At 64.6% G+C, this 19,624-nt stretch carries 13 protein-coding genes and 1 pseudogene; 11 read left to right on the top strand and 3 right to left on the bottom strand.

Annotation, left to right across the window (positions count from 1 at the left end; genetic code table 11):
* Positions 1–477: 477 nt before the first annotated feature.
* Together IG171_RS12030 and IG171_RS12025 are read right to left on the bottom strand one after the other, a co-directional pair.
* Positions 478–1,557 (bottom strand): protein rep, encoded by a 1,080-nt coding sequence (locus IG171_RS12030; protein WP_212127677.1) that lies wholly within the window; start codon positions 1,555–1,557, stop codon positions 478–480.
* Positions 1,558–2,887: 1,330 nt separating this feature from the next.
* Positions 2,888–3,760 (bottom strand): ABC transporter substrate-binding protein, encoded by an 873-nt coding sequence (locus IG171_RS12025; RefSeq protein WP_212127676.1) that lies wholly within the window; start codon positions 3,758–3,760, stop codon positions 2,888–2,890.
* Between the two features lie 709 nt (positions 3,761–4,469).
* Here IG171_RS12025 and IG171_RS12020 point away from each other — a divergent pair.
* The 4 genes from IG171_RS12020 to IG171_RS12005 all read left to right on the top strand — a co-directional run bounded on the left by IG171_RS12020 (position 4,470) and on the right by IG171_RS12005 (position 9,495).
* Complete coding sequence (locus IG171_RS12020; RefSeq protein ID WP_212127675.1) at positions 4,470–4,913, top strand: helix-turn-helix domain-containing protein; 444 nt, start codon at positions 4,470–4,472, stop codon at positions 4,911–4,913.
* 176 nt (positions 4,914–5,089) lie between these two features.
* The gene (locus IG171_RS12015; protein WP_212127674.1) at positions 5,090–6,298 is read left to right on the top strand and encodes an acetyl-CoA C-acetyltransferase; all 1,209 of its coding nucleotides are present in this window, start codon (positions 5,090–5,092) and stop codon (positions 6,296–6,298) included.
* Between the two features lies 1 nt (position 6,299).
* Positions 6,300–8,471 (top strand): 3-hydroxyacyl-CoA dehydrogenase NAD-binding domain-containing protein, encoded by a 2,172-nt coding sequence (locus IG171_RS12010; RefSeq protein WP_212127673.1) that lies wholly within the window; start codon positions 6,300–6,302, stop codon positions 8,469–8,471.
* A gap of 103 nt (positions 8,472–8,574) precedes the next feature.
* Positions 8,575–9,495 (top strand): NADP-dependent oxidoreductase, encoded by a 921-nt coding sequence (locus tag IG171_RS12005; RefSeq protein ID WP_212131664.1) that lies wholly within the window; start codon positions 8,575–8,577, stop codon positions 9,493–9,495.
* 9 nt (positions 9,496–9,504) lie between these two features.
* On the opposite strand, the gene IG171_RS12000 is transcribed toward IG171_RS12005, so the two are convergent.
* Complete coding sequence (locus IG171_RS12000) at positions 9,505–10,140, bottom strand: TetR/AcrR family transcriptional regulator (protein ID WP_212127672.1); 636 nt, start codon at positions 10,138–10,140, stop codon at positions 9,505–9,507.
* A 136-nt stretch (positions 10,141–10,276) separates the two neighbouring features.
* Between IG171_RS12000 and IG171_RS11995 the strand changes: the two genes are divergently transcribed.
* From IG171_RS11995 to IG171_RS11965, 7 genes and pseudogenes are all read left to right on the top strand, one after another.
* Positions 10,277–11,890 carry a carboxyl transferase domain-containing protein gene (locus IG171_RS11995; protein WP_212127671.1) on the top strand — a complete coding sequence of 538 codons (1,614 nt, stop codon included), beginning with the start codon at positions 10,277–10,279 and terminating at the stop codon, positions 11,888–11,890.
* Positions 11,891–11,898: 8 nt separating this feature from the next.
* Complete coding sequence (locus tag IG171_RS11990) at positions 11,899–13,914, top strand: acetyl-CoA carboxylase biotin carboxylase subunit (RefSeq protein ID WP_212127670.1); 2,016 nt, start codon at positions 11,899–11,901, stop codon at positions 13,912–13,914.
* A gap of 107 nt (positions 13,915–14,021) precedes the next feature.
* On the top strand, positions 14,022–15,194 hold the full coding sequence (locus IG171_RS11985; RefSeq protein WP_212127669.1) for an acyl-CoA dehydrogenase family protein: 1,173 nt from the start codon (positions 14,022–14,024) through the stop codon (positions 15,192–15,194).
* A gap of 180 nt (positions 15,195–15,374) precedes the next feature.
* Positions 15,375–16,847, top strand: coding sequence for a cardiolipin synthase (gene cls, locus IG171_RS11980; protein ID WP_212127668.1), 1,473 nt, complete (start codon positions 15,375–15,377; stop codon positions 16,845–16,847).
* 336 nt (positions 16,848–17,183) lie between these two features.
* Complete coding sequence (locus IG171_RS11975; protein ID WP_212127466.1) at positions 17,184–17,624, top strand: transposase; 441 nt, start codon at positions 17,184–17,186, stop codon at positions 17,622–17,624.
* A 71-nt stretch (positions 17,625–17,695) separates the two neighbouring features.
* The gene (locus IG171_RS11970; RefSeq protein WP_212127667.1) at positions 17,696–18,373 is read left to right on the top strand and encodes a DDE-type integrase/transposase/recombinase; all 678 of its coding nucleotides are present in this window, start codon (positions 17,696–17,698) and stop codon (positions 18,371–18,373) included.
* Between the two features lie 5 nt (positions 18,374–18,378).
* Positions 18,379–19,562: pseudogene (locus IG171_RS11965) on the top strand (IS3 family transposase).
* Positions 19,563–19,624 lie beyond the last annotated feature (62 nt).

Raw genomic sequence — 19,624 nt, 5'->3', positions numbered from 1 at the left:
TTTTGCAAGCAAATTGATTGCACTCGAGAATTCATGCTTGAAAACGAATAGCTAATGGCGACAATGGGGACACTATCCCCTTTGGTTCCATCGCCTCTACTGCCAACAATGGCAGCACTATACCCACAAGCATGTCCGGCTCTGAAGCTGTCACCAGGGACAATGATTCCATTGGCACCCGCCGTGTCCCCATTGGCCCCACTGGGGACACTAGCGCCAGTTACCCTAATGGAGACATTATCCACACAGGTTCTTATCTACCCAGTTTCCCCACTACCGTTATTATCGGTACTGCCCCCAATGGCTCTATTCGACCCATTGACTCTAGTGGCTACAAGGGAATGCATATCGATATTGCGATCCAGCCCAAATCAATCGCTTCACGATCCAGTTCGATGGATATTAGACGCTTGATGTTGGCGTAAAGAGTGCAGGGGTCCCACACTTTCGCACGCAGAGTGTTGACGACTTCGACAGTCAGTTGCTCAACCTCAAGCGCAACTTCCGATCCCGTTCCGGTCTCGTTGCCTTCTTCGCTTCGAGTAAGTCTCGGTGCGCAACTTCACCGATCCCGCAATCCGCCGGAGGAAGAGAACCCGGCAATAGCATCTTCACTACGGCCCAATTGCCCGCCCCAGCTGCTTCCAACACAACCGCGAGCAGATCGGGTGCCGATCGCCGCAAAGTATCGTAGGCACGGCCATCTGCAAGCCACTGCACCGGAGCAGACTCGGTCTCCTCGATGATCGCCTCATCAGATTTCTCGCCCACCTCATAACGGGCCTTCAGGCCACGAGACCAGGTCAACGCCCGCCGACCCTTGGTGCCTTCGTAGTACTCCACCCACAGCCGGCGACGCTGCGCGAGCGGCATAGGATGCTCCGAGTCCAGCAGTTCGAACGGCACGAAGTTCTCGTCCCCGCGGCCCCTCTTGACGTCGGCCCGAGCCAATTCAGCCGACGCGTCCCACTTCTTCTTTTTGCTCGTCTCCTCGTCTTGAACCTTTGACAAGTACTGCCCGAGCACCTGTCCGTCATCATCTGCGAGCTGAACATCTATCCCGTGCTCACGGGTCGGGAGTTTCCCTGTCGCCTTGTAGACATATCGTGCCCAACGCGTGTGCACCTCATCGCCGAACGCCTCCACCTCAGTGTTAGACAGCCTATCGTCACTGAAGAACAGCGCATGGATGTGCGGATGCCACCCGTTCGACCCGTACGTCGTTTCGGTGCTCCGGATATACCCCGACACCCGGTAACGGTCCCGCGCACCCTGCCTCGACTTCGAGCCGACCCACGCGCTGCCCTGCAGGAGCCTCCGCCACGACCCCAGCACCGCATCCATGCTCTGCTTCAACGAATCGTCCCGATCATGCCGAATCGTCAGCGACACGAACAGAATTGACCCACCAGCCGCCTGATGAGCCTCAACCGCCTGCGAAATCTCCCGAGCACGCTCCGCCCGAATGACCGCCGAGCAGACCGGACACGCCCAGATCGAGCCACACCGCTCCGTCCCCGAAAAGTGCGCGAACTGACCATCCGAATGCACTGACACGTTCTCACCGATCCTCCACCCACACCGCGCCGGCCGCGGAGGCCGAACCCATCCCGAATCCAGCACCTCCCCGCTCGCCGTATCCACGAACAGCCCATCACTTAGCTCCTCGATAGTCGAAGAGTCCACCGCATCGGCAATGAGCCACTTCGAAGATTGAGACCGACGCATGAACCGCGACCGGCGCAGCCCATCAATTTCGGGCCGTTGATCGGCAAGGAAACTCTGTCCGCGATGTACCAAGAGCGCCGGCTGCTCGCCGCCGGCTGCGGCTCCTGCGCGCGGCCTGCGGCCGTGCTCGGGCCTTGCCGTCGACGGCACCGGCGCGTGGCCTCCGGCCACCGATGCCCGACCAAGGCAACCCGATTCCAACGAGGCTGATCTCTGACAGTGTCCGCGCTCTGGACTAAAATGATTCCGTGCAGATGACTGCATTCATCTGTAGGTGCTGGGGCTTGTGCCCCCGGCGTGCCCCGAGATCGAAACCAGCGGTCTCGGGGCTTTACCTTGCAACGTTTGTAACTGCCGAAACGTCTACTTATGTAGCAGTCGCCGCCCTCGTAATGAATAGGTCGCGGGTTCGATTCCCGCAGGCGGCTCGGCAACATCACCCCAGGTCTATGGCCTGGGGTGTTTCCGTTGCTGGCACCGTCGTCCTCTCCATGTGTGCCCCCGGCGCCCGGGCATTCACGCGGTCCGAATCGGCCAGGCGGCGACCGAACCGAGACGCTGCACACATAGCTTCGGAGTGCTGTTCGAGGTGTGACCAGCCCGTGCCTGTGCTGTCGCTGGCAATGCGGTGGCGCGTGCCGAACAAGCACAGAGTCCACATCACGGTGGGGCCGGGTCTATCTGTGGTCGGAGGGTCCAGTCATGCGAAGTGGCTGATAGCGGTGCCTGCTGCCGAAGCCAGTCCAAGTATGGAGGCCAGAACCAGGGCACACCCGCCTGCGTTCTTCGTCTCCGCCCGAGGCCCGACGGTCTGCGCGGAATGACGAGGTGTGCGCATCGGTGCCCGCTCAGACAGAGGAGGCTGGTATGTCGGTGGAATCTGGTAAGACAGCGCTTCAGGTACAAGCGGCCCTGGTGCAGGCGGCAACGATTTGACCCAAACATCGTCTACCTCGTCCGACTTCGCGGCACGGAACGTCAGAGACGCACTCAGCGCCGAACCCTTGATGGTCCCCAGCACCGCCGCTCGTTTGCCTACATCGCCGAGGTGCCGCAGAGTGGGCTCGAACTTCTTGCCGGTCACGGTGCCCCGGGGTTCGCAATATAGGCAAGCATCTCCGCAGCCCCTCCGGGTGAGTCTCACGTGAACTGCGGTTGATCAATTGCGTCCGAACTGATCCTCGATGATGTCGAGCAGCGCCATTGCCTCGTCATAGTCTCCACGCATTGCCCAGTACGGGAGGTCATAGGCCTGGCCCGATTTGAACGCGGGCACTCTGTCATAGGGTGAGGTGTCCTTGAGATCGTCGACACCGATGTCCGCGTTGTTGAAGCCGACGACGAACACCGTCTCCGAGCGCAGCACTTCGGGAAGGACTTCGAGGGAGGGACTGAACAGATCCCCGCCGGGGGTGTAGGGCTCGATGTCGTTCTCGGCGAACAGGGGCGCGGTGGTGAAGCCGAGCGGCTCGAGCGCGGATGAGAGGCTCTCGCCTTCGATGAGGATGTACGGGGTTTTCGGGTCGTCGAGGCTGAGGATCGAGATCTCCCCCTCGGGAACTTCGATGTTCTCCTTGACTTCGGCGACCCTGTCCGCGTAATCGGATTCGAATTCCTCGTACTCGTCCTGCTTGCCCAGTACGTCGTCGGCGAGGAACGAGAACTGTTCCTGCCAGGTCTGCTTCTCGCCGGAAACGACGACTGTCGGGGCGATCTCTGCCAGACGATCGAACGAGTCGGTGGCGTGCTTGAGGGGGAACCCGATACCGCCGGCAATGATGAGATCCGGGTCGGCAGCGACAACAGCCTCGAGATCGAATCCGTCATCGCTCCAGGGGAGGAGCTCCGTATTGGCGGCTTCGGCCTCGTCCTTCCAGAACTCGGAGTATTCACCCTCGGAATCAGTCACCTCCGGCGTCATGGCGACCACCGGTTCATCGAGGTCGAACAGGTAACCGGCCAGGGCATAGTTGAGCACAACGATGCGCTCCGGATCGCTCGGGACCTCAACTTCACCCTGCTCAGTCGCCACGACACGGGTCTCAGTCTCGGCCGTTTCGGATCCGGAAGGTGCCGCTTGCGAACAGCCGGCAACGAGGAGCAGCGCGGCGGCCGAAACGATTGAAGCAAGTGAGCGGAGACTGGACATGGGCACCCCCGGGACTGCGCAGAAACTGCGACGTATGAGCGAGCAGCTGGAATCGGATAACATAGCCTAACCTAACTACTGATTACGCGATTCCTTCGACAAAGGCGACATCCTCATTCGACCAATACGACACGATCTGCTCCGGCCGGCCCGTCGGGCCTCGAGCGATGATCATCCTGTGGTGCTGACCGGACACGACTTCCATTCCCACGACTATCCGCTGCTGATCCACGTCGTCAGTGGCTCGGTCGAAATGCATGTTCGGCGATGTTCGGCCGATTCTGGGTCGGGTGTCCTCGTCGGGGCGGCAGGCTGTGTCGAGCCGAGGTCGGGCAGCGCCGCCGCCGAGCACTTGGGTCTTTCGGCCGGGTCGAGTCTGTGGTTGGCATCCGGTGTTGAGCACGCGGTGACCGCGAGTCGGGACTGCATTATGCTCGGGCCGAGGCTCTCGCCGCGAACCGAGCCGCCTGACGGACTCCTCCATCTCAGGCATTCCTCTGCGATCCGAGAGATTGCTCTGCTCATCCTCGCTTCGCCTCCGGCGTGCGAGGCGGACCGTCGTCCGTTTCGCGCTGCCCTGGACACCGAGCTGATGGCGCTCATCGCTGATGACTTCTACATCCCGACGCCCACTCACCCGATCGTCGTCTCCGTGGCAGACGATCCGCTGAGCCTGCTGACTTCGCTGCCGACCCTGGCGGATCGGCACGCGGTGAGCACGCGGCATCTCGAGCGGCTGTTCAAGGACGATCTCGGAATGTCGTTCGTGCAATGGCGCACTCGCAGGAGGCTCAACCGCGCACTGATGCGGATCCGCGCAGGGGCGACGACGCCGTCGGCGGCGCGCTCCGTCGGGTACAGCGGATCCGATGGGCTCGTCAAAGCCGCCGGACGGATCACTGGGCTGCCCCGCGCTGTGCTGACGAAGAACCTCGCGACGGCGATCCGCGACTGGAGAGAGCCGCCGGAGAGTTTCGAAGCCGCAGCGGCGCGGTCGGATTCCCGTGCGACTGCTGCCGCTTCGTCCCGCACCTGACAGCGACAGCGGCTGCCTGCGGTCAGGTTCACGGGCCATGTGTCGGGGTCTCGAAAGCGCCGCGTCAGCGGTGTGTTGATCGTCACTGAAAACTGGTACACAATGGAGCATGCGAATGTTACTGAACGATCGATCAGATTTGCTGGTCGGTCTTCCACGAAGACTGTGAGGAACACATGAGCGAAGCGTTCATCTATGACGCGGTGCGCACCCCACGCGGCAAGAACCGCGACGGTGCGCTCCACAGCGTCAAACCCATCGACCTCGTGACCGGGCTCATCGACGCCGTGCGCGAGCGCAACCCCGAACTCGATGACAAAGCCATCGACGACCTCGTGCTCGGTGTCGTGTCACCTGTCGGTGAGCAGGGCGGCGACATCGCCCGCACGGCCGCCCTCGTGGCCGGCCTCGACGAGTCCGTCGCAGGCGTCCAGGTCAACCGGTTCTGCGCTTCGGGTCTCGAGGCCGTCAACCTCGCGGCACAGAAGGTCGGCAGCGGATTCGAGAACCTCGTCCTCGCCGGCGGCGTCGAGTCCATGTCGCGCGTGCCGCTGGGATCCGACGGCGGCGCCTGGGCACAGGACCCGACGACGAACTTCGACACCTACTTCGTGCCCCAGGGCATCGGCGCCGACCTCATCGCCACCACCGAGGGCTTCACCCGCAACGACGTCGACACCTTCGCGGCAGAATCGCAGAAGCGGGCGGCCAACGCCTGGGAGAACGGGTACTTCGAGAAGTCGATCGTGCCCGTCAAGGACATCAACGGCATCACCCTGCTCGACCGGGACGAGCACATGCGTCCCGGCTCCACCGTGGAATCGCTGTCGAAGCTCAACCCGGCGTTTGCGAAGCTCGCCGCCCAGGCCGGATTCGACGAGGTGGCCCTCCAGAAGTACCACTGGATCGAAGAGATCGACCACGTCCACACCGCCGCGAACTCCTCGGGCATCGTCGACGGCGCCAGCCTGGTCATCCTCGGCGACGCCGAGGTGGGCCAGACGATGGGCATGAAACCGCGTGCCCGCATCGTCTCCACCGCAGTCACTGGTTCCGAACCGACGATCATGCTCACCGGTCCGACTCCGGCGACGCGCAAGGCCCTCGACAAAGCCGGCCTCACCGTCGACGACATCGACCTGTTCGAACTCAACGAGGCCTTCGCTGCCGTCGTGCTCAAGTGGATGAGGGATCTGAGCATTCCGCATGAGAAGGTCAACGTCAACGGCGGAGCCATCGCCATGGGCCACCCGCTCGGCGCCACCGGTGCCATGATTCTGGGCACCGTCCTCGACGAACTCGAACGCCGCGACCTCAAGCGCGGACTCGTCACCCTGTGCATCGGTGGCGGAATGGGCATCGCGACGATCATCGAAAGGGTCTGACATGACGACAACGACCACCATCGACTACGAGCGCACCACCGACGCCGACGGCATCGTCACCGTCGTCATCGACGAACCGGGCGCCAAAGTCAACACCATGAACGACTACTACTCCGCCGCCATGCAGGCGACCGTGGAGTGGCTCGAGGCCAACGTCGACGACATCACCGGCGTCGTGCTGACCTCGCCGAAGAAGACCTTCTTCGCCGGAGGCAACCTCAACCAGATCCGCCAGGCGAGCCCCGAGACCGCCGAGGCAGAGTTCGCACAGGTCGAGAGCGTGAAGTCCGTGCTGCGTCGGCTCGAGACCTTCGGCAAGCCCGTCGTCGCGGCCTTGAACGGAGCGGCACTGGGCGGCGGACTCGAGATCGCGCTCGCCGCGCATCACCGGATCGCTGCCGAGGACAACCCCAGCGCCCGCTTCGGGTTCCCCGAGGTCTCCCTCGGTCTGCTGCCCGGCGGCGGGGGCATCGCGCGCACAGTGCGCATGATCGGCATCCAGGACGCCCTGCAGAAGGTGATCCTGCCCTCGACGAAGTTCAAGGCCGCCGACGCCAAGGCGCTCGGACTCATCGACGAACTCGCCCCCACGGCCGAACTCGAGGCGCGGGCGAAGGCCTGGATCAAGGACAACCCCGAAGCGGCTCAGCCCTGGGACGTCAAGGGCTTCAAGATCCCGGGCGGCTCGCCGTCCTCGCCCAAGCTCGCCGCAATGCTCCCGGGACTGCCGGCGATGCTGCGCCGTCAGACCAAGGGCGCGCCGATGCCGGCCCCGCGCGCGGTCCTCGCCGCGGCCGTCGAAGGTGCGAGCGTCGATATCGACACCGCGCTGTCGGTCGAGTCCCGGTACTTCGTCCACCTCACCCACACTCCGGTGGCGAAGAACATGATCCAGGCGTTCTTCTTCGACCTCGGCCACATCAACTCCGGCGGTTCCCGACCGGACGGGTACGAGCCCCGGCAGGTCAGGAAGCTCGGGGTCCTCGGAGCCGGAATGATGGGTGCTGCCATCGCCTACACCGCAGCGAAGGCCGGCATCGAGGTCGTCCTCAAGGACGTCGAGCTCGCCGCCGCCGAGAAGGGCAAGGCCTATGCGGTCAAGCGCGAGGAGTCGGCTCTGGCCAAGGGCAAGACCACCGAGGAGAAGTCCAAGGCCGTGCTCGACCGGATCACCCCGAGTGCGGCGGTCGAGGACTTCGCCGGAGTCGACTTCGTCATCGAAGCCGTCTTCGAGTCCGTGCCGGTCAAGCAGCAGGTGTTCGGTGAGATCCAGAACATCGTCGAACCCGATGCCGTCCTGGGGTCGAACACCTCGACCCTGCCGATCACCGAACTGGCCACCGGGGTCGACCGCGACAAGGACTTCATCGGCGTCCACTTCTTCTCCCCGGCGGACAAGATGCCCCTGGTCGAGATCATCCGTGGGGAGAACACCTCCGATGAGACTCTGGCCCGCACCTTCGACCTCGTCCAGCAGATCAAGAAGACCCCGATCGTCGTCACCGACTCCCGCGGCTTCTACACCTCCCGTGTCATCGGGACCTACATCGCCGAGGCGGTCGCGGCCGTCGGCGAGGGCGTGGAACCGGCAACGGTGGAGCAGGCGGCACTGCAGGCCGGTTACCCGACCGGTGCCCTGCAGCTGCTCGACGAACTGACGCTGACCCTGTCGCAGAAGATCCGCCAGGAGACCAAAACCGCCACCGAGGCGGCCGGAGGCACGTGGGTCGCGCACCCGTCCGAGGCGGTCATCGACTGGATGGTCGAAGCCGGCCGCACTGGCCGCAAGGACAAGGCGGGCTTCTACGACTACGACGAGGACGGCAAGCGCACCGCACTGTGGTCCGGGGTCCGCGAGCAGTACGATTCGGGTTCGACCGATCAGCCCTTCGCCGACCTGCAGGAGCGGATGCTCTTCGCTGAGGCGATCGAGACGATCAAATGCCTCGACGAGGGAGTGCTCACCTCGGTGCCGGATGCCAATATCGGCTCGATCTTCGGCATCGGATTCCCGGCGTGGACGGGCGGTGTCCTCCAGTACGTCAACCAGTACGAGGGCGGCCTGACCGGCTTCGTCAAGCGTGCCGAAGAGCTCGCGGCGAAGTACGGCGAGCACTTCACCCCACCGGCCTCACTGGTCGAGCGGGCGAAGTCCGGTCAGACCTACGAGTAGGAGACCGCGCCCTTCGCAGGAATAGCCTGATGGCCTTCCGGTGTTGTTCAGCCAGACTGACTCACAGGTCAGTCACCCTGACAGCTACCGGAAGGCCATTGCTATGCGCGCTGCCGTCTACGACGCCTACACAGAGAACTTCGACGACATGACGGTCCGCGACCTGCCCGACCCGAAGCTCCCACCGGCCTCGGTGCTCATCGAGGTCAAGGCCGCTGGCGTCAACCCGGTCGACTGGAAGCTCGTCGGCGGCCACCTCGACGCGTTCATGCCGACCCAATTCCCGGTCACACCGGGCTGGGACGTCGCCGGCGTCGTCATCGGGCTCGGGTTCGACACCCCCGAGTTCTCCATCGGCGATGAGGTGATCGCCTATGCGCGCAAGGACGTGCTGAGCTCCGGGACCTTCGCGGAGAAGGTCGCGGTTCCCGTGCGTGCGGTCGCCGCCAAGCCCAAGAGCCTGAGCTGGGAGCAGGCGGGCGGTCTGCCCCTGGCCGGAGGCACTGCCCTGCGCACTCTCGAGTCCCTCGGCGCCCTCGACGGCAGAACCGTCCTCGTCCACGGCGCGTCCGGGGGAGTGGGCAGCTTCGCCGTGCAGATCGCCGCGTGGGCCGGCGCGCGTGTCATCGGCACGGCCTCGGAGAGGAACCACGACTATCTGCGCGGCCTCGGTGCCGAACCCGTCACGTATGGCCCGGGTCTGGCGGATCGCGTGCTCGAGGCCGCCGGCGGACCCGTCGACGGTGTCGCCGACTTCGTCGGGGGCGTCCTCGACGACACTCTGGCCGTGCTGGCCGAGGGTGGTACGCATGCCTCCGTCGCCGACCCCTCGGTCGCCGAACACGGTGGACGCTACATCTGGGTGCGCCCCGACGGAGCAGAGACGGCCCGCCTGGGACTCCTCGCCGATGAAGGGCAGCTGACCGTCGACGTCGCCGGGACCTACGGTCTCGACCAGGTCCCGCAGGCCTTCAAGGACAGTGCCGCCGGACACGTCCGGGGCAAGCTCGTCATCGTCCCCTGAGTCGCGGCCTCATCCGATCCCCAGCGCGGCGGCCGCGGCCGCGCGCAGTTCGACCCCGACCACCTCGGCGCTGGAGCGTCGTGCCTGGTACGGGGTCGAATTCATCATTCCGAACACCGCGTGCACCCGCACCGTCGCGGCATCGAGCGACCAGTCCGGATGAGTTGTTGCAACGACCTCTGCCCAACGACTGACGTAGGCGCGCTGCAGACGACGCACAGTCCGGCGCGAATCCTCGGGAAGCGCTGCGAGATCGCGATCCTGGATGCGGATGAGCTCGGGCTCGCTCATCGCGAAGTCGACATGGAAGTCGATGAGACGGTGCAGGGTCGCGGCTGCGGCATCGGCCTCGTCCGAGGCGGCCGACGCACTCGTCTGCCCGGCCGCGGCGACGATCTCGTCCCCACCGGATTGCAGGTACTGAGAGATCCCGACGAGCAGCTCCTCGAGCACGGCCTCCTTCGAGGAGAAGTGCCGGTACACCGCCGGTGCCGAGATGCCCGCGCCCTGTCCGAGGTCGTCGAGGCGGACGCCATGGAAGCCATGGCGGGCATACAGCGTCTTCGCCACGTTCAGCAGCTGCTCACGACGGGCGGCTTTCGCCTCCGCGCGCGAGGTCGGCTTGGTCGCTTCCTCGGTCGACATGGTCGGACCCCTTCCTCTTCCCGCTGTTGATCCGGTTCCCGTTGCCAGCGCGCTGCGGGATCCGCTCATTGTCACTTCTGCCTGTGAGCAGTATCATAGCAGTAAGTTAAGGAGAATTAACTGAAATGAGGATGGAATGAGAGCAGTGGGAACTGCGGTCAGTCCGGCGACGGGGCAGGTCAACGCCGAGGCCCACGCCGAACTCATCGCCGAACTCCGGGAGCGCATTCGGGCCACCGCCCGAGGCGGGTCCGAGAAGTCCAGGCAGCGTCATATCGACCGGGGCAAGCTGCTGCCGCGCGAGCGCGTCGAGCACCTCCTCGATCCGGGCACTCCGTTCCTCGAACTCTCCCCGCTGGCCGCGAACGGCATGTACGACGATGCCAGCCCGGGAGCCGGGATCATCACCGGCATCGGCCGAGTCGCCGGCCGCGAATGCGTCATCGTGGCCAACGACGCCACCGTCAAGGGCGGCACCTACTATCCCGTGACCGTGAAGAAGCACCTCCGGGCGCAGGAGATCGCGAAGGAGAATGACCTCCCGTGCATCTATCTCGTCGACTCCGGCGGCGCGAACTTGCCCAACCAGGACGATGTGTTCCCCGACCGTGAGCACTTCGGCCGCATCTTCTACAACCAGGCCACGCTCTCGGCCGCTGGGATCCCGCAGCTGGCCGCCGTCCTCGGCTCCTGTACCGCCGGCGGCGCCTACGTTCCGGCCATGGCCGATGAGTCGATCATCGTCGCCGACCAGGGCACGATCTTCCTCGGCGGCCCGCCCCTGGTCAAGGCCGCCACCGGCGAGGAGGTCACCGCCGAAGAGCTCGGCGGCGGTGCCCTGCACTCCCGCATCTCCGGCGTCACCGATCACCTCGCCTCCAACGACTCCCACGCCCTGGAGATCATGCGCGACGTCGTCTCCACGCTCGGACCGAAGAACCTCCCGAACTGGGACGTCATCGAATCCCGCCTGCCAGCGCACCCACCCGAGGAGCTGACCTCGGTGGTGCCCGTCGATTCCCGCACCCCCTACGACGTCCACGAGGTCATCGCCCGGCTGGTCGACGGCTCGGAGTTCCACGAATTCAAAGCCGAATACGGCACCAGCCTCATCACCGGCTTCGCTCACCTCGACGGACACCCGGTGGGGATCGTGGCCAACAACGGCATCCTCTTCGGCGAATCCGCCCTCAAGGGCGCCCACTTCATCGAACTCTGCGACCAGCGTGGTGTGCCGCTGATCTTCCTGCAGAACATCTCCGGGTTCATGGTCGGCCGCGACTACGAGGCCGGCGGCATCGCCAAGCACGGCGCGAAGATGGTCAACGCCGTCGCGACCGCCCGCGTGCCGAAGTTCACCGTCGTCATCGGCGGCTCCTTCGGCGCCGGCAACTATTCGATGTGCGGCCGCGCCTACTCGCCGCGCTTCCTGTGGATGTGGCCCAATGCCCGCATCTCCGTGATGGGCGGCGAGCAGGCCGCCAGCGTGCTCTCGACCGTCAAGCGCGATCAGCTCGAAGCCCGCGGCCAGTCCTGGAGCGCAGAGGACGAAGACAGCTTCAAACAGCCCATCCGCGACCAGTACGAAGCCCAGGGCAACCCGTACTACTCGACGGCCCGGCTCTGGGACGACGGGATCATCGAACCCGGTGACACCCGTCAGGTCCTGGCTCTGGCTCTCGAACTCGCCCGCTTCGGACCGATGGAACGCCCGCTGAATGCCAGCGGCTACGGCGTTTTCAGAATGTGAGCCCCTCGATGTTCAAGACTGTACTCATCGCCAACCGCGGAGAGATCGCCCTGCGCGTCATCCGCACCTGCCGTCGGCTCGGGATCAGAACCGTCGCCGTCTACTCCGACGCCGATGCCCACGCCGCCCACGTCAAGGCCGCCGACACCGCCGTGCACCTGGGCCCGGCCGCCGCCTCCGAATCGTATCTGCGCATCGACAAGGTCATCGACGCCGCTCGGTCCACCGGGGCCGAAGCCATCCACCCCGGCTACGGCTTCCTGTCGGAGAACGCCGAATTCTCCGCCGCCTGCGAAGCCGCCGGCATCGTCTTCCTCGGCCCCGGTGCGCAGGCGATTCGGACCATGGGCGACAAGATCACCGCGAAGCAGGCCGTGTCCTCCCGCGGAGTCCCGCTCGTGCCCGGCACGAAGGACGCCGCCATGAGCGACGAAGCCCTGATCGCGGCCTCGACCGATATCGGGTTCCCCGTGCTCATCAAACCCTCCGCCGGAGGCGGAGGCAAAGGCATGCACGCGGTGTTCGACGCCGAGAAGCTGGCCGAAGCGCTGCAGACGGCCCGCCGTGAGGCCGCGAGCTCCTTCGGCGACGACACTCTCTTCCTCGAACGACTCGTGGCCACCCCGCGCCACATCGAGGTCCAGGTCATGGCCGACGCCCACGGCAACGTCATCCACCTCGGCGAGCGTGAGTGCTCGCTGCAGCGACGCCACCAGAAGGTCATCGAAGAGGCGCCCTCGGCACTGCTCGACGAGGCGACCCGAGCCCGCATCGGCCAGGCCGCCTGCGAGACCGCGAAGTCCGTGGGCTACGTCGGAGCCGGCACCGTCGAGTTCATCGTCGGCGCCGACCGTCCCGACGAGTTCTTCTTCATGGAGATGAACACCCGCCTGCAGGTCGAACACCCCGTGACCGAGGAAGTCACCGGCATCGACCTCGTCGAGCTGCAGCTGCTCGTCGGCGCCGGAGAACGGCTGCCGCTGAGTCAGGACGACATCACGCTGACCGGGCATTCGATCGAGGCACGCATCTACGCGGAGGATCCCTCGCGAGGCTTCCTGCCCACCGGCGGCCGGGCCCTCGACGTCGTCTTCCCGGAAGGTGAGGGCATCCGCGTCGATGCCGGGCTCGAGGCCGGACAGACGATCGCGTCGGACTACGATCCGATGATCGCCAAACTCATCGTCCGCGCCGAGGATCGAGCCGCGGCGATCGCGCGACTCGATGCCGCGCTCGCGGCCTCAGCGGTGCCGGGGATCGTGACGAACATCGACTTCCTGCGGACTCTGCTCGCCCTGCCCGAGGTGGTCGCCGGTGACCTCGACACCTCCCTGATCGACAACCTCGGCGAGGAGCAGCTCGCCCACACCGCCACCGAGATCCATGCCCAGCTGGCAGCCGCGGCCGTCCTGGCCACCGGGGGAGCGGCCGGAACCACGCTCACCGGCCCGATCACGGCCGCTGAGCTGACAGCGAATCGATCGGCCGCCTCGGCGTGGGCCGGACCGAGTGCCTGGCGGGCCTCCAGGCCGGAGTTCCGCCCGACGCTTCGCTTGGCCACCGGCGGGCAGACCATGGAGGTCGTGGCCGACGCCGACCGCGTCGACAGCGACGCCGACGGCCTCTGGCGCGTCGTCCTGGGAGGCGTCCAACACACGGCACGGATCTTCTCCGACGCCGGTGAGCGCACCATCTGGGTCAGCACCGACCGCGGCATCCACGTCTTCACCCGACCGCTGGCCGACTCCTCGCTCACGCCCGGGCTCGAGGGAGCAGAGGTCCTCGCTCCGATGCCCGGGGCCGTCGTGGCCGTTCGGGTCGACACCGGCGACAGAGTCGACCAGGGCGATCCGATCGTCGTCGTCGAGGCGATGAAGATGGAGCACGTGCTCACCGCACCCGCCGCCGGCATCGTCTCCGTCACCGCCGTCGAGGGCGCCCAGGTCGGACTCGACGAGGTGCTCGCCACCGTCGTCGACGAGGACATCGCCGAAGAGGCCGGAATCGGCGAACCCGCCGACTGATCCCTGCAGAAGACACGAGCCGGGGACCGGACGGCGGCACCGGCACCCGCGGAACAGCTGAGACAACCGAGACCACGACAACCACGCCACCGGCGGGGGAGGAAACCATGGAGACCTTTGTCCCGGGCATGCTGCCCGAAGAATACGAAGACCTGCGCCAAGGGGTGGCGAAGTTCGCCGACGACGAAGTCGCACCCGTGTCCGCCGAGCTCGATGCCAAGCACGAGTTCCCCTACGCCCTCGTCGCCAAGATGGGGCAGATGGGGCTGTTCGGTCTGCCCTTCGACGAGGAGTACGGCGGCATGGGCGGCGACTACTTCGCCCTGTGCCTGGCCATCGAGGAGATCGGCCGGGTCAACCAGTCGCTGGCGATCACCCTCGAGGCCGGAGTCTCCTTGGGCGCGATGCCGATCTACCGCTTCGGCACCGAAGAGCAGAAGAAGGAATGGCTGCCCAAGCTCACCGACGCCTCGGGCCTGGCTGCCTTCGGCCTGACCGAACCCGAAGCCGGCTCCGATGCCGGAGGCACCCGGACCAAGGCCACCCTGGAGAACGGCACCTGGACGATCAACGGCAGCAAGTGCTTCATCACGAACTCCGGCACCGACATCACCCGGCTCGTTACCGCCACCGCCGTGACCGGGACCCGGACCTCGAAGTCCGGCCGTGAGGTGCCCGAGATTTCGACGATCATGATCCCGACCGGCACCCCCGGCTTCACCGCCGAACCGGCCTATGACAAGGTCGGCTGGAACTCCTCGGACACGCACCCGCTCACCTTCGACAATGTGCAGGTGCCCGAAGAGAACCTGCTCGGCGAACGCGGACGCGGCTACGCGAACTTCCTGCGCATCCTCGACGAGGGCCGCATCGCCGTCGGCGCCCTGTCCGTCGGCGCCGCCCAGGGCTGTGTCGACGAATCCGTGAAGTACGCGAAGGAGCGCCAGGCCTTCGGCAAGCCGATCGCCGACTTCCAGGGCATCTCCTTCAAGATCGCCCGTATGGAGGCCCGCGTCGTCGCCGCCCGGTCGGCGTACTACCTCGCGGCTTCGCGGATGCTCGCCGGACTGCCGTTCAAGAAGGAAGCCGCCATTGCGAAGATGATCGCCGGCGAAGCAGCCATGGACAATGCTCGCGACGCCACCCAGATCCACGGCGGCTACGGCTTCATGAACGAATACCTCGTCGCCCGCCACTACCGCGACTCGAAGATCCTTGAGGTCGGCGAAGGCACCACCGAGGTCCAGCTCATGCTCATCGCCCGCGAACTCGGACTCTGAGCCCAGTTCACATCCTGACATGAGGGCAGGTGCCGACCTCCCGTCGGTCACCCATGCCATCATCGCCCGCCGAGGCGGCGCCGCACATCCGTACGGACGTGCGGGGCCGCCTCGGCGGGCGATATTCTGGTCCGATAACACCGTGAGGTGAGACGGCGACCGAAGGGGAAGTGGGAGCACATGGATCTCAGCATGGTGGCATCGGTGGCGACGACGACGTGGATCGTCATCGAATACATCGTGAAGATCATTGCGGTCGGTGTGGTGCCGGAGAACCGTCGCCCGTCATCGTCATCGGCATGGCTGCTGCTCATCCTGTTCGTGCCGATCATCGGCATTCCCGCATTCCTCATGCTCGGCAGCCCCTATATCAATCAGCGCCGCGCACGGATCCAGGCTGAAGCGAACGAACTCCTGCACGAAGGCGCCGATGATCTGCCGGATGTGCCTCCATCGCTGGACGCCGCGCCGGAATTCGTCTCCGTCGCCCAGTTGGGGCGGGCGCTGACCGAGCTGCCGATGGTCACCGGCGACAGCCACGGGGTGATCTCGGACTACGAAGCCTCGATCGAGCGCATGGCCGAACTCGTCGATGAGGCCCACGAGTACGTCCACGTCGAGATCTACATCATGGCCTGGGACAAGACGACCGACGTGTTCTTCCGGGCACTCGAACGGGCCTCGGCACGCGGTGTGGAAGTCCGTGTCCTCCTCGACCACATCGGGTCGAGGAAGTATCCGGGATTCCATCGGCTGGGCAAGCGCCTCAACGCCGCGGGAATCGAATGGCACCTGATGCTGCCGTTCATTCCGTGGCGGGGCAAGGCCCGGCGCATCGATCTGCGCAACCACCGCAAGCTGCTCGTCATCGACGGCAAACAGGCGATGATGGGTTCACAGAACATGATCGACTCGAGCTACCTCAACAGGAAGAACTCGCAGATCGGCCGGAACTGGCACGACATCATGGTCGAGCTCTCCGGGCCCATCGTCGCAGCGATCGAAGCGGCGTTCTCCACCGACTGGTACTCCGAATCGGGGCAGGCGCTGGGCATCCGCCCCTACGAACGGGACGGCAACGAACCCGAAGTCGGCGGAGCGACGAGCGCCATGCAGCTGATTCCCTCCGGACCCGGATTCACGACCTCGCCGAACCTCAAGGTCTTCACCTCGATGATGTATCTGGCGCAGAAGCGCCTGGCCATCGTCAGCCCCTACTTCGTGCCCGACGAATCGCTGCTGGCCGCAGTGGAGACCGCGGCCTGGCGCGGAGTCGACGTCGAGCTCTACGTCAGCGAGCAGGCCGACCAATACATGGTCGACCGGGCCCAATCGTCGTACTACCGGTCGCTGCTCGAAGCGGGGGTGCGGATCTTCCTGTACCCGAAACCCGCTGTGCTCCACACGAAGTGCTTCATCGTCGACGACATCTACGCCGTGATGGGCTCATCGAACATGGACATGCGCTCCTTCGGCCTCAACTACGAGATCAGCCTGCTGACCACCGGCGGGGACTTGGTCGATGACATCGTCGACGTCGTCGCCGGCTACCAGGACGTCAGCCGCGAACTCACCCTCGAGGAATGGGAGAAGCGGCCATGGCCCCGCCGGTATATGGAGTCCGTCATGCGCCTGACCTCTTCGCTCCAGTAGCCGGGCAGCTGGGGCCGCGTGTGCGGCGGGTGCGGGTTCTGCGGTGAGGGGCAGGCGCTCGCATTGCGGCGCGGGCGGTGCAGCGCGGGGCGCTCGAGGCGCCTGACTCGTAGCGAGACCTCCTCTCGCCCCGATGCTCTCCGATGTACGGGCTGTTGAAGCGCTCGGGTGCAGTGTACTGACACATCGAGAAACGGGCTGAGTGTCGAGAAACGGGTTGCGGCAAGGCTGCTTCACCGAGAAACGGGCTCAGCGTCGAGAAACGCGTGGGCACCCTCTGTGTCAGGCTGTCTTGTGACAGTTATCTGACAATATTGGCGGGGAGAGAAGTCTGTTATGTCTTTTGAAGTTCCGTCCCGTTCCTCGAGCCGCGGGCATTTCACCACGGCCCAGAAACTCGAGATCCTGGACGAATATGACAAATGTATCGAGATGGGTTCTAAAGCCCAGTTGGCTCGGACTGTCGGGGTCAATCCCAGAACGATCTATCAGTGGTTCGTGGACAGAGAAAATGGTTGCCTGACCTCGCGATCGGATCGGTTGAATGGCAATCCCAGTGACAACAAGCTCAAAGCCGCTGAGAAGAAGCAACTCACACAGCTGCAGGCCGAGAACGAAGCGTTGAAGGCCAAACTGGCCAAGTCTGAAGCTGCGGTCGATATCTTGGGAAAAGCGTCCGCGCTCTTGGAAGCGATGTCCAAGAGCGCGACCGCGACAGACCCGACGCTGCCCGAGGTCGAGGCGACCAGGCCGGACTGGATGAGCCCGCCACAGTAAAGGCAATCGGGTTCAGGTTCATCGGCGATCTGATCAGGGTCGGCTGGTCGATCACGGCGGCCTGCGAGTTGATGGGTGTGCATCGTACGAGTTGGTACCGTCACCAGAATCCGGCGGTCCCGGCCGGGGTGCAGGTGCCGCAGAAGGAACGCGACTACCCGAGTCGGATCACCACCGCCGAGGCCGATGCGTTCATGGCGCTGTTGAACTCTGAAGACTATGAGAGCCTGTCTGTCACCCAGGCGTATTGGCGGATGCTCGATGCCGGGCAGGTGCCATTCTCCGCGTCGACGGCTCACCGAGTGGTGGCCGCACACGGGCAGAACGGAGACCGTCGCGCCCAGCGCCGTGGTAACCAGCCCAAACGGCCTAAGCCGGTCCACGCTGCCTGCGCACCGAACCAACTGTGGAGTTGGGACATCACGATGCTGCGCGGTCCCGGCAAGGTCATCTATCGCCTCTATGCCATCATGGACGTTTTCTCTCGCAAGATCGTTGGCCACCGGGTCGAGACTTCCGAGAAATCCGTCCATGCTCAGACCATGATCGATCAGGCTGTGGCAACTAACCAGCAGTACCCGACCGTGCTACACGCCGATAACGGGGCTCCCATGCGCGCGGCAACGACTGTCCAGTTCGCTCAGTCGCTGGGGATCAAGCTGTCCTTTTCCCGGCCCAGAGTGTCGAATGACAAGGGACTGCTGAAGGTTTGGTTGACTTCACGACTGGATAAATTCCAGGAAGGATAGAAGTCATGCCAAAGATCTACACCGATGAGTTCAAGCAATCAGCGCTCGATCTCATCAACGACGGGATGACCCAGAAGCAGGTCTGCGCCGACCTCGGCATCTCGAAATCAGCCCTACAAGCCTGGGTCCGTGACTCGCGGCTACGCGAGCACGGACTCGAGCCCTCCCGTGATGCCGAGGAGTCACGCGCCCAGGCGGCAGCGCTGAAACGCATTCGCGAGCTCGAGAGGGAGAACAAGATCCTCCGTGAGGCTGCCGCCTACCTCTCGCAAGCGAACTTGAAGCTCGGTGGCCATCACCCAAAATGATGTACCCGCTGGTCCTCGACCTTGCTGCCACCGGGGTGCCGGTGGCAGTGACCTGTCGGGTGCTCGGCTTCACCAAGCAGGGGTTCTACAAGTGGTGCGCGAAACCTATCTCTGACCGGGATCTCGAGGAGGCGCACCTGATCAATGCCGCCCATGATGTCCATACGGACGATCCCGAGTTCGGATACCGTTTCATCGCCGATGAACTCCACGCCGCAGGTCTGCAAGCGTCAGAGCGTCGTGTGTGGCGATTGTGCTCGCAGCAAGAGCTGTTCTCGAACACGATCAAACGAGCTCGGAAACATGGGAAGAAGCCCGGCCCGCCAGTGTGTGATGACCTTGTCAAACGAGACTTCACGGCCAAGGCAATCAACGAATTGTGGCTGACCGACGTCACGGAGCATCACACCGGTGAGGGCAAGCTGTACATGTGCGCGGTCAAGGACGTGTTCAGCAACAGAATCGTCGGCTATGCCATCGACTCGAGAATGAAGTCGCGCCTGGCCGTAGCAGCGATTGACGATGCTGTAGCCCGCCGCGGCGGGGCTGGCGTTGTGGCCGGTTGCGTGGTGCATTCGGACCGCGGGTCGCAATTTCGTTCCCGCAAATTCCAGCACGCTTTACGGCACTATGGGCTCGTCGGATCGATGGGAAGGGTTGGTGCTGCTGGCGACAACGCGGCGATGGAATCGTTCTTCGCCGTGTTGCAGAAGAACGTCCTCGATAGAGGCCGTTGGGACACGCGAGCGAGGTTGCGGAAGGTGATCGTGCACTGGGTCGAGCGGACCTATCACCGGAAGCGTCGACAGCGACGTTTGGGTAAACTGACCCCGGTTGAATACGAGCTTGTTCACCACAAGGTCGTCGCTCTGGCGGCATAAACCCCGGAGTCAACCAAACCTTCAGCAGTCCCAAACCTTCAGCAGTCCCCAACGCGTTTAGT

It is taken from the genome of Brevibacterium sp. SMBL_HHYL_HB1, from assembly GCF_018208375.1.
In the GTDB taxonomy this organism is placed as follows: domain Bacteria; phylum Actinomycetota; class Actinomycetes; order Actinomycetales; family Brevibacteriaceae; genus Brevibacterium; species Brevibacterium intestinavium.
This window is presented reverse-complemented; position numbering and strand designations above follow the sequence as displayed.

Bases quoted from the DNA above. Each gene is read 5' to 3' on its own strand.
- IG171_RS12015 (WP_212127674.1), top strand. From the start codon at position 5,090: ATGAGCGAAGCGTTCATCTATGACGCGGTGCGCACCCCACGCGGCAAG.
- IG171_RS12020 (WP_212127675.1), top strand. From the start codon at position 4,470: ATGGCGCTCATCGCTGATGACTTCTACATCCCGACGCCCACTCACCCG.
- IG171_RS11990 (WP_212127670.1), top strand. From the start codon at position 11,899: ATGTTCAAGACTGTACTCATCGCCAACCGCGGAGAGATCGCCCTGCGC.
- cls (WP_212127668.1), top strand. From the start codon at position 15,375: ATGGATCTCAGCATGGTGGCATCGGTGGCGACGACGACGTGGATCGTC.
- IG171_RS12000 (WP_212127672.1), bottom strand. From the start codon at position 10,140: ATGTCGACCGAGGAAGCGACCAAGCCGACCTCGCGCGCGGAGGCGAAA.
- IG171_RS11985 (WP_212127669.1), top strand. From the start codon at position 14,022: ATGGAGACCTTTGTCCCGGGCATGCTGCCCGAAGAATACGAAGACCTG.
- IG171_RS11975 (WP_212127466.1), top strand. From the start codon at position 17,184: ATGTCTTTTGAAGTTCCGTCCCGTTCCTCGAGCCGCGGGCATTTCACC.
- IG171_RS11970 (WP_212127667.1), top strand. From the start codon at position 17,696: ATGGGTGTGCATCGTACGAGTTGGTACCGTCACCAGAATCCGGCGGTC.
- IG171_RS12005 (WP_212131664.1), top strand. From the start codon at position 8,575: ATGCGCGCTGCCGTCTACGACGCCTACACAGAGAACTTCGACGACATG.
- IG171_RS11995 (WP_212127671.1), top strand. From the start codon at position 10,277: ATGAGAGCAGTGGGAACTGCGGTCAGTCCGGCGACGGGGCAGGTCAAC.
- IG171_RS12010 (WP_212127673.1), top strand. From the start codon at position 6,300: ATGACGACAACGACCACCATCGACTACGAGCGCACCACCGACGCCGAC.